Genomic DNA, 12,475 nt, shown 5'->3' on the forward strand with positions numbered 1-12,475 from the left:
GGAAAGTTTCCTAACAGAACATCGGAACGACGAACTCCTTTTGGAGGACCGGTGCATCACCCCCACACCAGCACCTCGCGTCGCACCACCCGACTCACCCGCAGCGTCGGATTCGCCGTGCTGGCCCTCGGGCTGACCTTCACGGCGATTCCGGCGACCGCCCAGGCCGACGCCGCCCCCACGCCGTCGGTGTCACACCTGGAGGCAGCCGCGACCGGACTCGACGATCCCGCGAAGAAGGACATCGCGATGCAACTGGTGTCCAGCGCCGAGAACTCGACGCTGGACTGGAAGGCCCAGTACGGCTACATCGAGGACATCGACGACGGCCGCGGATACACCGCCGGCATCATCGGGTTCTGCTCCGGCACCGGAGACATGCTCGACCTGGTCGAGCTGTACACCGAGCGCGTCCCCGGCAACGCGCTGGCCAGCTACCTGCCCGCCCTGCGCGAGGTAGACGGCACCGATTCGCACGACGGGCTCGACCCCGGATTCACCGGGGCCTGGGCCAGGGCGGCGTCCGACCCCGCCTTCCAGCGGGCGCAGAACGACGAGCGTGACCGTGTGTACTTCGACCCGGCGGTGCGTCAGGGCAAGGCCGACGGCATCGGGACGCTGGGGCAGTTCGCGTACTACGACGCCATCGTCATGCACGGTGGCGGCGGGGACAGCACGGGTTTCTGGGCCATCCGCGAGCGGGCCCTGTCGCAGGCCCGGCCGCCGTCGCAGGGCGGTGACGAGGTCGCCTACCTCGACGCGTTCCTGGACGCGCGGGTCTGGGCGATGAGGCAGGAGGAGGCCCACTCGGACACCAGCCGGGTGGACACGGCCCAGCGCGTCTTCCTGCGCGCCGGGAATCTGAACCTCGATCCGCCGCTGGACTGGCACGTCTACGGCGACGCCTTCCACATCGGCTGACACCGGCGACCCGGTGCGCGTACGCGGTGTCCGCGAGGGTTCCCGTACGCGCACCGGTGGGTCAGTGGGCCACGGGTACGGCCATCGGGTCCTTCGGCTGTGTGCCGGCCTCGGCCTCCGGCTACCGGCCCCAGTGGTTGAAGGCCAGGTTCAGAACGATCGCCACGACGCAGCCGGTGGAGATGCCCGAGTCCAGGACCACGAGCGTGTCCTCGGGGAAGGCGTGGTAGAAGTCCGGCGCGGCGATCGGTATGAGGCCGACGCCGACGGCCGCCGCGACGATACCGACCCGAAGAGCACTATCCCGGCGCCGCCGAGGACCGGCAGCGGGACGAGGGCGATGACGGACGCGGCGACCGGAACCAGGCCGAGCAGCACCAGGATGACACCGCCCGCGGCGACGACGAACCGGCTGCGGACCCTGGTCATCGCGACCAGCCCGATGTTCTGGGCAAAGGCACTGCACATGAAGCCGTTGAAGAGCGGGCTGACGGCACTGCCCAGGGTGTCGGCGCGCAGACCGCCCTCGATGGTCCGCTCGTCGGCCGGGCGGCCGACGATCTTGCCGAGTGCGAGCATGTCGGCGGTCGACTCGGTCATGCAGACGAGCATCACGATGCGCATGGAGACGATGGCCGCGATCTCGAACTGCGGTGCGCCGAAGTGGAACGGCGTCGGGAAGCCGACCAGATCGGCGTCGCCGAGCGCCCCGAAGTCGGTGATACCGGCAGGGATCGCGATCAGGGTGCCGACGACGAGACCGAGCAGGATCGCGATCTGCTGGAGGAATCCCCGCAGCAGCTTGCGCAGGGCGAGCACGATGACGAGGGTGACGGCGGCCATGGTGATGTTGGTCATCGAGCCGTAGTGGTCGGCGGTGGCGTTGCCGCGGTACGGCTCGTACGCGCACCGCACGGGCTGCTGCGGGCCTTCACGGGTCCGCAGCGGCCGGCCGAGGGCCGTCCCCCTCGGCCGGCCTGTTCATGGGGGTGCGGGGCCTCAGGCCCCGGCGGCGATCTGCGCGAGGCGCCTGGCCTCGTCGCGGGTCGCCCGCGCGATGGTGTCCTCGTCCACCGTGGTGAGGCGGTTGTCCTCGACGACGGGTCTGCCGTTGACCAGGGAGAGGGTCACGGGGGCCGCTGCGCCGAAGACCAGGGCGGTCACCGGATCGGCGATGGAGGCGTGGGCCAGGGTGTCCAGCTTCCACAGCACCAGGTCGGCGAGCTTGCCCGGCTCCAGCGAGCCGATCTCGTCGGCACGGCCGAGGACCCTGGCTCCGCCGTGGGTGCCCAGTCGCAGCGCCTGGCGCGCGTCGAGCGCCTTCTCACGGTGGGCACCGAGACGGTTGATGAGGAGGGCGTTGCGCAGTTCGGTGTGCAGTTCGCCGGACTCGTTGGAGGCGGTGCCGTCGACACCGAGGCCGACCGGGACGCCGGCGGCGAGCATGTCGGGGACGCGTGCGATGCCCGCGGCGAGGCGGGCGTTGGAGGAGGGGCAGTGGGCGACGCCGGTGCCGGTGCGCGCGAAGGCGGCGATGTCGGAGTCGTTCATGTGGACGCAGTGCGCCATCCACACGTCGTCGCCGAGCCAGCCGGTGGACTCGAAGTAGTCGGTCGGGCCCATGCCGAACAGTTCCTTGCAGAACTGCTCCTCCTCGACGGTCTCCGAACCGTGCGTGTGCAGCCGCACACCGCGACGGCGTGCCAACTCAGCTCCCTGTTCGAGAAGTTCGGTCGACACGGAGAAAGGCGAGCAGGGCGCGACGGCGATCCGTGTCATCGCGTCGAAGGAGACGTCGTGGTGCTCGTCGATGGTCGCCTCGGTCGCCGCGAGGGCGCCGTCGAGGGTCTCCACGGCGAAGTCCGGCGGCAGACCACCGTCCTTCTGGCTGCGGTCCATGGAGCCGCGGGCGAGGGTGAACCGCACACCCATGTCGCGGGCGGCACCGATGATCGCGCCGGACAGGTCGCCGGAGCCGCGGGGGTACACGTAGTGGTGGTCCATCGCGGTGGTGACACCGCCGCGGGCCATCATGGCGAGCGAGCCCTGTGCGGCGGTACGGGCCATCGGCTCGTCGATGCGCGCCCACGTCGGGTACAGCGCGACGAGCCAGTCGAAGAGGTTGCGGTCGGTCGCGAGGCCCCGGGTGATCCACTGGTAGAAGTGGTGATGCGTGTTGACCAGACCGGGTGTGACGAGGTGTCCGGTGCCGTCGATCCGGCGTACGACGTCGGTGAGTCCCTGCGGTGCGCTCCCCGCGCCGACGGACTCGATGCGGTTGCCCGCCACGACGACGTGTCCCGAGGCGTACTCCGTGTCCTGGGCGTCGACCGTGGCGATCGAACAGTTCTCGATGACGATGCGTTGCGTGGGCCTGAGGTCCGCCGAAGCTGCCATGGTGCTTCCTTCTTCTGACTCTGGCGATGTGGGCACGGCAGGACCCTAGGGGGATTTGAGTGCCACAGCGTTACGGCTGTGGGTGCCGAGATGGTGGAGGAACAGGTTGAGCAGGACCGCCACGAGCGTTCCCGCACTGATTCCGGAGCCGAGCACGGTCTGCGTCCAGGAGGGGAATCCGGCGTGGAAGACGGGTGCCGCGAGCGGGGTGATGCCCGCGCCGAGTACAGCCGCCACGAGAGAGCCGTGGTCGAGCCCGGCCCCGGCCAGGGTCCGGATGCCGCTCCCCTCCGGGATGACCGGCGCCCGCCCGGCCGGGGGCGGGGGCCGGTTCAGCTCCGCGTCAGAGGTTGGTCATGTCGACCGGGATCTTCGGCTCGACGCCGTCCCGGAGCACCGTCGCCTCGATGAGGCCGTACGGACGGTCGGCCGCGAAGTAGACCTCGTTGTCGTTCTTGAGGCCGAAAGGCTCCAGGTCGACGAGGAAGTGGTGGTTGTTCGGCAGGGAGAAGCGGATCTCGTCGATCTCGCTGCGGTTGTTGATGATGCGCGAACCCATCTGGTGGAGGGTCTGCTGGAGCGAGAGGGAGTACGTCTCCGCGAAGGCCTGGAGCATGTGCCCCCGCGTCTGCTCGTAGGACTTCTCCCAGTTGGGCATGCGCTCCTCGTCGCTGGTCCAGTTGTACCGCCACCGGGCGGAGACGTCGGTCGCGAGGATGCGGTCGTACGCCTCCTTCAGCGTCGTGTACTTGTCCTTGACGTAGCCCCAGAACTCGGAGTTGGTGGAGTTCAAGACGGTGAGGTCCTTGAGGCCGGAGACGACCTCCCACTTCGCCCCGTCGAAGGTGATCTGGGCGACGCGGGTCTCCTGGCCCTTGCGGACGAAGGAGTGCTTGACCTCGTCGGCGCCGATGAACTTCGAGTTGCCGTCCGAGGTCGCGATGCGTTCCCAGCCGTACTCCTCGATCCGGATGCGGGCGACCCTGATCGGCTCCTGCGAGGTGACGAAGTGCCGCGCGAGGTGGATGCCGAACTGCTCGGCCGACTCGATACCGTGTTCCTTGGCGAAGGCGAACACCGTGTTCTTGGTGGTGTCCGTCGGCAGGACACTGGCGTTGGAGCCGGAGTAGTGGACGTCGTCCATGTCGCCGGAGAGCGCGACCGAGACGTTCAGGTCCTTGATGTGGTGGGTGTCGCCGTCCCGCACGATCCTGACGACGCGGTTCTCTGCTTTGCCGTACTGGTTCTGGCCGAGAATCGTGGGCATTGTCTGCTAGCTCCCTCGGTAAACGGAGTAGCCGAACGGGTTGAGCAGCAGCGGTACGTGAAAGTGCTCGCCCGGGGTGACGGCGAACGCGATCGCCACCTCCGGGAAGAACGCGCCGCTGTCCCTTACGCGGGGGGCGTCCTGCTGCGCCTCGGCTTGCTTCTTGGCTGTGAAGTACGACTCGGTGTCGAACGCGAGCCGCACGTGGGTGGTGCCTTCCGGCAGTGCCGGCAGGTCCTTGCAGCGCCCGTCCGCGTCGGTCACGGATCCGCCGAGTGCCACGTAGTCACCGCTGCCGCGGCGTGCGGCGAGCGAGACGGCGACGGCTGCGGCGGGGCGGCCGATGCTGGTGTCCAGGATGTGGGTGGACACCGATGCGGTGGTGTCGGTGCTCAAGACCGTCACACTCCTTGTTCTGGGGAGTTCTGCACGAGGCGGGTCAGCCGGATGCGGTTGATCTTGCCCAGTTCGGTGCGCACGTGTCCGCGCTCCTCACCGGGCGAGTTCCCGATCCTGGACTTCACCGCGTCACGCAGCTGCTCACCGGTGGCGCCGGTGGCGCAGATCAGGAAGACGTGCCCGAACCGCTCCTGGTAGGCGAGGTTCAGTTCGAGCATCTCGGTCCTGAGGTCCTCGGACGCCCCGGCCATGCCCCGCTGCTCACGGGCCGAGGCCGGGTCCCCGGGCTTCGGGCGGCCGATGGGCGGGTGGCCCGCCATCGCCTCGGCCAGGTCCTGCGCCGAGAGTTCGGCCATGGCGGCGTCACTCGCGGAGAGAAGGGCTTCCACGTCGGCGTAGGGCCGGTGGGCGAGGACGAAGTCTCCCCACGCCGCACTGGCACACACCTCGTGCAGCGCGGCTGTGGCCTCGCCGGCCGCCAGGGTGTTGAACCGGGCGAGGCCCGGTGTCGAGCTCGAAGTCACGGGAGCCTCCGTGGCCGTATTTCGCTGTGCGTCGTCGGGCTGCGGATAGCTAACGCCCTTCGCAACACCACGTCAACAGTTTGTTGAAATTCCGCGAACAGATGATGCCGCCGCCCGAGGTCCCGGACGACGGCATCCACCCGCATTGCGCTCGACTACTCACCCTTGGCGGAATCATCCCGGTTCAAGTAGTTGTAGACGGTGAAACGGCTGACACCGAGCGCACCGGCCACCGTCTCCACACCATGTCGCACGGAGAAGGCACCGCGCGCCTCCAGGGTCCGCACCACGCCCTGCTTGGCCTTCCTGTCCAGGCCGGCGAGCGGCATCCCGTGCCGTCGCTCCATCGCGGCCAGGATGTGGTCCAGCGATTCCGAGAGCTGCGGCAGCCGTACGGCGATGACGTCCGAGCCCTCCCAGGCGAGGACCACGTCGTCGTCGGCGGCCTGTTCCGGGTCCAGCAGTTCGGCGCCCATGGCGTCGACGAGCGGCTTCACCGCGGAGACCAGGGGGTGGTCGGCCGGTTCGGTCACGGGGTGTCCTCCCCGATCACGTTGACCTGGAGGGAGACCCTGGTGGCACCGGAGGCCAGGGCCTTGCGCAGCAGGGAGTCCACAGCCGTGAGGACCTGGTCGGCACCCCCCTCGGCCGTGTTCCCGAAAGGGCCCACGTCGACGGCGTCGAGGTCGGCCGCCTGGATGACCTCCCGGGCCACGACCGCGTGAGCGGGTGCCTCGTCGAGATCGAACGGCTCGGTGGTGAATTCCACCCTCAAGCGCACGGTGCCTCCCTCATGTCCCGCCGCATCCATCGGCTCGCACGGCTCACTCCGACCCTATGGCACGTACGCGCGGGGGCCTGCGGGCCCGGACCCGGGGCCCGCAGGCTCGCCGGTCGGCCTCCACCCCGCTCGGATGTGTCCGGAAATCCGGGCGGCCTCTTGACAGTCCTGTCACCTGCCGGGCAATCTTCCGTTAAGTAGAAAGTAACTTCCGCAATACGGAAGGAGTGCAGAATGGGTTTCTCGGACCAGCGCTTCGATGTGAACCTCTCGATCCTCTTCACCGAACTCCCGCTCCTGGAGCGCCCGGCGGCGGCAGCCGCGGCAGGCTTCACCGCGGTCGAGCTCTGGTGGCCCTGGATCGAGACCCCCACCCCGGCGCAGGCCGAGCTCGACGCCCTGAAGAAGGCGCTCGACGACGCGGGAACGCAGCTGGTGGGACTGAACTTCTACGCGGGCCGCCTGCCCGGCCCCGACCGCGGCGCGGTCTCGGTGCCAGGCGCGGAGTCGGACCGCTTCCGCGCCAACATCGAGGTGGCGGCCGGTTTCGCCGCCTCGGTCGGCTGCACGGCGCTCAACGCCCTGTACGGCAACCGCGTCGAAGGCGTGGACCCCGCCGTACAGGACGAACTCGCCCTGGAGAACCTGGTCCTGGCCGCCCGCGCGGCCGACCGGATCGGGGCGACCCTCCTGGTCGAGACCCTCAACGTCACGGAGTCGCCGCTCTACCCGCTGGTGAGCGCACCGGCCGGCATCGAGGTCGTCGACCGCGTCAACGAGGCGACGGGCCTGGGCAACGCCGCGTTCCTGCTCGACCTGTACCACCTGTCGATGAACGGCGAGGACCTCAGCCAGGTGATCAAGGCTTACGCCTCGAAGACCGGCCACGTCCAGATCGCCGACAACCCGGGGCGCGGCGCGCCCGGCACCGGCTCGCTCCCGCTGGAGAGGCTCCTCGACGAGCTGACCGAGGCCGGTTACGACGGCTGGGTCGGCCTGGAGTACAAGCCGGGCGGCCGTCCGAGCGCCGAGTCGTTCGCATGGCTCGCGGCCGGGCACCGGCCGGCCCGCTGAGGGCCCCGCCCCACGCACACACGTTTACCGGAAGGCACCCACATGAGCAGCAACCTCCCCAAGGTCGCCTGGATCGGCCTCGGCATCATGGGCTCCCCCATGTCCGAGAACCTCATCAAGGCCGGATACCAGGTGACCGGTTACACCCTGGAGCAGGACAAGATCGAGCGGCTCGTCGCGGCGGGCGGACGGGGCGCCGCCTCGATCGCCGACGCGGTGCGGGACGCCGACGTCGTCGTCACGATGGTCCCCGCATCCCCACAGGTCGAGGCGATCGCGTACGGTCCGGACGGCATCCTGGAGAACGCCCGCCGGGGCACCCTGCTGATCGACATGTCGTCGATCACCCCGCAGACCTCCGTGGACCTGGCCGAGAAGGCGAAGGAGAAGGGCATCCGTGTCCTGGACGCCCCGGTCTCCGGCGGCGAGGCCGGCGCCATCGAGGCCGTCCTGTCCGTCATGGTCGGCGGCGAGCAGACGGACTTCGACACCGCGCAGCCCCTGCTCCAGGCGCTGGGCAGGACGATCGTGCTGTGCGGCCCCCACGGCTCCGGCCAGACGGTGAAGGCAGCCAACCAGCTGATCGTCGCGGTCAACATCCAGGCCTGCGCCGAGGCCGTGGTCTTCCTCGAGAAGTCCGGCGTGGACCTCGGCGCCGCGCTGGACGTCCTGAACGGCGGCCTCGCGGGCTCGACGGTACTGACGCGTAAGAAGGACAACTTCCTCAAGCGTGACTTCGCTCCGGGCTTCCGGATCGACCTGCACCACAAGGACATGGGAATCGTGACGGACGCCGCCCGCAACGTCGGCGCGGCCCTGCCCGTCGGCGGGGTCGTGGCCCAGCTGGTCGCCTCGCTGCGCGCCCAGGGCGACGGCGGGCTCGACCACTCGGCGCTGCTGCGCTCGGTCGAGCGGCTGTCCGGCTCCCAGGTCTGACACCCCGGCCCCTTCCAAGGCCCCCCTGAACTCCGGGTCGCGGCGGCGCTGACACCTGTCCTGTCGCGCCCAGGTGCCGCCGCGACCCGGAACCCACTCCTCCAATTTCAACAAACTGTTGACGCACCGTTCCCGGCTTATCTACGCTCCTGAAGCCGTCAGCAGCCCCGTACGGATGGCCTCCATGTCCCAGCGTGTGCTCACGACCGAGTCAGGCGCCCCGGTCGCCGACAACCAGAACTCCGCCACGGCCGGCGCCGGCGGGCCGGTCCTCCTCCAGGACCAGCACCTGCTGGAGAAGCTCGCCCGCTTCAACCGTGAGCGCATCCCGGAGCGCGTGGTCCACGCCCGCGGCTCGGGCGCGTACGGCTACTTCGAGGTGACGGACGACGTCACCGGCTTCACCCGCGCCGACTTCCTCTCCGAGGTGGGCCGCCGCACCGAGACGTTCATCCGCTTCTCCACGGTCGCCGACTCGCTGGGCGGTGCCGACGCCGACTACGGCCGGCGCGTGGAGGAGGCGGTCCGCGCCCTGCGCGAGGACTGAGCCTTCTTCCCAGGGCCCTGCCCGTGCCGCGCACCCGGACGAGGGGCAGCGTGCGGCACCGGCAGGACGGGACCGCGGCGGCGGACGACGCCAGTGCGGTGGCGAAGGGCCGGGAGGCCCGCTCCAGACCTGAAGGAGCCGGCCTCCCGCACCCAGGTCCGCCGTCGCGGTCACTGTGAACGCAACAGGGGTGCGGTGTACGCCGGTCGGCGTGCACCGCACCCCTGTTCCGTGTGCCGGGAACCCGTTCATGTCCGACGGCCGCGGGGTCACCCTGTGTCCGGAAGGCCCTGCTCCGGAAGCTCGAACAGGCGTTGCGTGCGCTGCAGGTTGTGCTGCCGCAGAGCCGTCACCCAAGGCCAGTGGTCCTCCGGCTCCAGACGGGGGCAGGCGATGCGGTGCGGGATGCGGCACAGGGCGCCGGGGAGCGGCTCCGCGTCCCAAAGGTTCATGGCGGTCCCGGTCGAGGTGATGATCCAGCGCCGCCGCGGGGGCACGGTATGGGCCGGGACGAGGATGCGGGGTTCGAGGAGGACCCAGTGCCCGGCGTACGAGGTGGCGTACCGGTCCTGCCGCAGGTCGCAGAACGGGCACTCCGGCAGGGCCGGTGGCCGCGGGGCGGTGGCGCCTTCGAGGAGCACCTGCCAGGCTGCCGTGTGCCGGCCGGTGTCACCGTCGGGACGGTCCGGGCAGGACGCGGTGTTCTCGATGTCCCCCATGGGCCAAGGATCGGGCCGAGTCACGGCTTCCGGTAGGACGCGATCCGGCCGCGACGGATGGTGGGCGGGGGCACCCGTGCGCCGGATGTCGCTCCATGAGGCGCACCGGGCCACCGGCCTCCCGGACACCTCGGCCGGTCGTCGTCCATGTCCTCGTGGCAGGCGGGCCGCCGGACCCCGGCTCGGCCGGATGAGTACGCGGGCGGATGGACGCCGCCGTCCGCGCGGCGAGACTGGCCGTATGACCAAGACCCGTGTCCGTGCCGCATTGTCGCTCCCGCTCAGCGTGTTCCTCGCCCTCACCGGCTGTTACGCGCAGGACGGTGCCACCGATCCCGAGGAGGTACGCGAACTCGCCGGAGGCACCCGGGCGCGGCAATCCCGTGAGGGAGCCGAGGAGCATCTCAGGTCCGTCGTGCGCGCGTACGACAGGAAGACGCCGCTCACCCTCGGCCTGGTCACCCTGGACGACACGTGCGCGGGCGGTGCGGCCGAGGAGTGGCTCTCGTCCTCCGACGACGACCGCTACAGGATCAGGTGCACGCTGCGCGTGAGCGCGTACTACGGTGCCGATCCGAAGCGGATCGGCACCGTCCTGGAGGGAATCTTCACCGCGGGCGACAAGAAGCCAGCCGCTGGTGGTGGGGCGGCGGGCACGATCCCGTTCGGTCACGACGACCACCGCAGGCGTCTCGTCGCGTACTACGAGGGCCGCGGCCCGAACCCGACGGGCCCGGGCACGCCGGAACCGGCCCAGGTGTCCGACCCCTCGCAGACCCTGTCCTGGGACACCGTGCGCGGCGACTCACCGACCCGGGCCGAGGAACCCGCCCTGCCGACGGCGGGTGATCCTCCCGTGAGCCGGCATCTGCGCGAGCCCGCGTCTACGACGGTGGCGGATGTCCGCGCACGTCACGGCATGGTGTTCCGGCTGGAGTTGTCCGCCGTGGACTACTTCAGCGTGTCCAAGGACGGCAGGTCCGTGGAGACCTGGGACTGAGCAGCGCTCCGGCCGGTCCGCCCTCGTCCACCCACCGCGGCCCGGCCGCGTCGTTCCCCGGTGGGGACGGGCGGGCCGGGCCGCGGGCCGGGCGGTGGCCGCGGGTCAGGAGACCGTCAGCGGACGGATCGCCGTCGGGGCGTGTCCGGGCTCGGTCGCCACGTCCTCGAACTCGTTGACGGAAGCGATGTCCGTCCCGCTCATCGAGATGTTGGTGACCCGCTCCAGGATCGCCTCGACGACGACGGGCACCCGGTGCTCGGCCGCGAGCTTCTTCGCCTCCTCGAAGGCGGGCAGCAGCTGGTCCGGCTCGGTGACCCGGATCGCCTTGCAGCCCAGGCCCTCGACGACCTTGACGTGGTCCACGCCGTAGACGCCCAGCTCCGGGGAGTTGAGGTTCTCGAACTGCAGGTTGACCTGGAAGTCGATGTCGAAGTTGCGCTGCGCCTGACGGATGAGCCCCAGGTAGGAGTTGTTCACCAGCACGTGGACGTAGGGGATGCGGTGCTGCGCCCCGACCGCGAGCTCCTCCAGCATGAACTGGAAGTCGTAGTCGCCGGAGAGGGCGACGACGGAGCCGTCCGGGTCCGCGGTGGCGACACCCAGCGCGGCCGGGATCGTCCAGCCGAGGGGACCGGCCTGGCCGCAGTTGATCCAGTGCCGCGGCCGGTAGACGTGCAGCATCTGCGCGCCGGCGATCTGGGAGAGGCCGATGGTGCTCACGTAGCGGGTCTCGGGGCCGAACGCCCGGTTCATCTCCTCGTACACGCGCTGGGGCTTCAGCGGCACGTCGTCGAAGTGCGTCCGGCGCTGCAGCGTGGCCCGGCGCTCCTGGGTGGAGGCCGCCCACTCCGAGCGGTCCTTCAGCCTTCCGGCCTCCTTGAGTTCCCGTGTCACCTCGACGAAGAGCTCGAGGGCCGCCTTCGCGTCGGAGGCGATGCCGAGGTCCGGGGCGAAGATCCTGCCCAGCTGGGTCGGTTCGATGTCCACGTGGACGAAAGTGCGGCCCCGCGTGTAGACGTCGAGCTTGCCGGTGTGCCGGTTCGCCCAGCGGTTGCCGATGCCGAGGACGAAGTCGGACTCCAGGAAGTTCGCGTTGCCGTAGCGGTGCGAGGTCTGCAGGCCGACCATGCCCGCGTTCAGCCGGTGGTCGTCGGGCAGGACGCCCCAGCCCATCAGGGTGGGGACGACAGGCACGCCGGTCAGCTCGGCGAACTCCACCAGCAGCGCGGAGGCGTCCGCGTTGATGATGCCGCCACCCGCGACGAGCAGCGGCCGCTCCGAGGCGTTGAGCATCTCGACGGCTCGCTCGATCTGCCTGCGGGTCGCGGCGGGCTTGTGGACGGGCAGGGGCTCGTACAGCTCGGGATCGAACTCGATCTCGGTGAGCTGGACGTCGATGGGCAGGTCGACGAGGACCGGTCCGGGCCGGCCCGTGCGCATCAGGTGGAAGGCCTGCTGGAAGACGCCCGGGACCTGCGCGGCCTCCAGGACGGTCGTCGCGGCCTTGGTCACCGGGGCGGCGATCGACGCGATGTCGACGGCCTGGAAGTCCTCCTTGTGGAGAACGGCGGTCGGCGCCTGGCCGGTGATGCAGAGGATCGGGATCGAGTCGGCGATGGCGGAGTACAGGCCGGTGATCATGTCGGTGCCGGCGGGCCCCGACGTACCGATGCAGACGCCGATGTTCCCGGCCGCGGCACGCGTGTACCCCTCGGCCATGTGGGAAGCGCCCTCGACATGACGGGCGAGGGTGTGATGGACCCCGCCGGACGCCTTGAGAGCCGCGTAGAACGGGTTGATCGCCGCACCGGGCACACCGAACGCGTTGCTGACGCCTTCGCGCTTGAGGATCTCAACTGCCGCTCGGGCAGCGGTCATACGAGGCATGAGTGCTCCTGCTCGGACCT

12 protein-coding genes and 3 pseudogenes are annotated in these 12,475 nt (G+C 70.0%); 5 read left to right on the forward strand and 10 right to left on the reverse strand.

Annotation, left to right across the window (positions count from 1 at the left end):
- Nucleotides 1-51 precede the first annotated feature (51 nt).
- Nucleotides 52-921, forward strand: coding sequence for a chitosanase (locus tag ACFU5K_RS08780; protein ID WP_384058345.1), 870 nt, complete (start codon nt 52-54; stop codon nt 919-921).
- Nucleotides 922-1,045: 124 nt separating this feature from the next.
- Here the strand turns inward: ACFU5K_RS08780 and ACFU5K_RS08785 are convergent.
- The 8 genes and pseudogenes from ACFU5K_RS08785 to ACFU5K_RS08820 all read right to left on the reverse strand — a co-directional run.
- Nucleotides 1,046-1,809, reverse strand: a pseudogene (locus tag ACFU5K_RS08785) (solute carrier family 23 protein); the annotation flags it as partial.
- 111 nt (nt 1,810-1,920) lie between these two features.
- Entirely contained in the window at nt 1,921-3,318 is a 1,398-nt protein-coding gene (locus ACFU5K_RS08790) for an 8-oxoguanine deaminase (protein ID WP_384058347.1), read from the reverse strand.
- Between the two features lie 45 nt (nt 3,319-3,363).
- Nucleotides 3,364-3,603 (reverse strand): annotated as a pseudogene (locus tag ACFU5K_RS08795) (purine permease); the annotation flags it as partial.
- Between the two features lie 58 nt (nt 3,604-3,661).
- Complete coding sequence (gene pucL / locus ACFU5K_RS08800) at nt 3,662-4,585, reverse strand: factor-independent urate hydroxylase (protein WP_384058349.1); 924 nt, start codon at nt 4,583-4,585, stop codon at nt 3,662-3,664.
- A 6-nt stretch (nt 4,586-4,591) separates the two neighbouring features.
- Nucleotides 4,592-4,981 carry a hydroxyisourate hydrolase gene (gene uraH, locus ACFU5K_RS08805; RefSeq protein WP_384058350.1) on the reverse strand — a complete coding sequence of 130 codons (390 nt, stop codon included), beginning with the start codon at nt 4,979-4,981 and terminating at the stop codon, nt 4,592-4,594.
- 5 nt (nt 4,982-4,986) lie between these two features.
- Entirely contained in the window at nt 4,987-5,508 is a 522-nt protein-coding gene (gene uraD / locus ACFU5K_RS08810; RefSeq protein ID WP_384058352.1) for a 2-oxo-4-hydroxy-4-carboxy-5-ureidoimidazoline decarboxylase, read from the reverse strand.
- Nucleotides 5,509-5,663: 155 nt separating this feature from the next.
- The gene (locus ACFU5K_RS08815) at nt 5,664-6,041 is read right to left on the reverse strand and encodes a helix-turn-helix domain-containing protein (RefSeq protein ID WP_384058354.1); all 378 of its coding nucleotides are present in this window, start codon (nt 6,039-6,041) and stop codon (nt 5,664-5,666) included.
- Entirely contained in the window at nt 6,038-6,289 is a 252-nt protein-coding gene (locus ACFU5K_RS08820; RefSeq protein ID WP_327113012.1) for a hypothetical protein, read from the reverse strand. The genes ACFU5K_RS08815 and ACFU5K_RS08820 overlap by 4 nt, the downstream gene beginning before the upstream one ends.
- A gap of 234 nt (nt 6,290-6,523) precedes the next feature.
- Here ACFU5K_RS08820 and ACFU5K_RS08825 point away from each other — a divergent pair, with 234 nt between their 5' ends.
- The 3 genes and pseudogenes from ACFU5K_RS08825 to ACFU5K_RS08835 all read left to right on the forward strand — a co-directional run.
- A complete protein-coding gene (locus ACFU5K_RS08825; RefSeq protein ID WP_384058356.1) occupies nt 6,524-7,363 on the forward strand; it encodes a TIM barrel protein in 840 nt (279 codons plus the stop codon).
- A 42-nt stretch (nt 7,364-7,405) separates the two neighbouring features.
- The gene (locus ACFU5K_RS08830) at nt 7,406-8,299 is read left to right on the forward strand and encodes a 2-hydroxy-3-oxopropionate reductase (protein ID WP_384058358.1); all 894 of its coding nucleotides are present in this window, start codon (nt 7,406-7,408) and stop codon (nt 8,297-8,299) included.
- Between the two features lie 184 nt (nt 8,300-8,483).
- A pseudogene (locus ACFU5K_RS08835) lies at nt 8,484-8,795 on the forward strand (catalase); the annotation flags it as partial.
- A gap of 320 nt (nt 8,796-9,115) precedes the next feature.
- On the opposite strand, the gene ACFU5K_RS08840 reads toward ACFU5K_RS08835, so the two are convergent.
- On the reverse strand, nt 9,116-9,565 hold the full coding sequence (locus ACFU5K_RS08840) for a DUF6083 domain-containing protein (RefSeq protein WP_384058360.1): 450 nt from the start codon (nt 9,563-9,565) through the stop codon (nt 9,116-9,118).
- Nucleotides 9,566-9,806: 241 nt separating this feature from the next.
- Here ACFU5K_RS08840 and ACFU5K_RS08845 point away from each other — a divergent pair, with 241 nt between their 5' ends.
- Entirely contained in the window at nt 9,807-10,565 is a 759-nt protein-coding gene (locus ACFU5K_RS08845) for a hypothetical protein (protein WP_384058362.1), read from the forward strand.
- Between the two features lie 105 nt (nt 10,566-10,670).
- On the opposite strand, the gene gcl is transcribed toward ACFU5K_RS08845, so the two are convergent.
- A complete protein-coding gene (gene gcl, locus ACFU5K_RS08850; RefSeq protein ID WP_384058364.1) occupies nt 10,671-12,455 on the reverse strand; it encodes a glyoxylate carboligase in 1,785 nt (594 codons plus the stop codon).
- Nucleotides 12,456-12,475: the final 20 nt, after the last annotated feature.

The organism is Streptomyces sp. NPDC057428 (genome assembly GCF_042803195.1).
Classification (GTDB): domain Bacteria; phylum Actinomycetota; class Actinomycetes; order Streptomycetales; family Streptomycetaceae; genus Streptomyces.

Coding starts and splice junctions, on each gene's coding strand:
- ACFU5K_RS08840 (WP_384058360.1), bottom strand. CDS start 9,565: ATGGGGGACATCGAGAACACCGCGTCCTGCCCGGACCGTCCCGACGGT.
- ACFU5K_RS08825 (WP_384058356.1), top strand. CDS start 6,524: ATGGGTTTCTCGGACCAGCGCTTCGATGTGAACCTCTCGATCCTCTTC.
- gcl (WP_384058364.1), bottom strand. CDS start 12,455: ATGCCTCGTATGACCGCTGCCCGAGCGGCAGTTGAGATCCTCAAGCGC.
- ACFU5K_RS08790 (WP_384058347.1), bottom strand. CDS start 3,318: ATGGCAGCTTCGGCGGACCTCAGGCCCACGCAACGCATCGTCATCGAG.
- ACFU5K_RS08845 (WP_384058362.1), top strand. CDS start 9,807: ATGACCAAGACCCGTGTCCGTGCCGCATTGTCGCTCCCGCTCAGCGTG.
- pucL (WP_384058349.1), bottom strand. CDS start 4,585: ATGCCCACGATTCTCGGCCAGAACCAGTACGGCAAAGCAGAGAACCGC.
- ACFU5K_RS08830 (WP_384058358.1), top strand. CDS start 7,406: ATGAGCAGCAACCTCCCCAAGGTCGCCTGGATCGGCCTCGGCATCATG.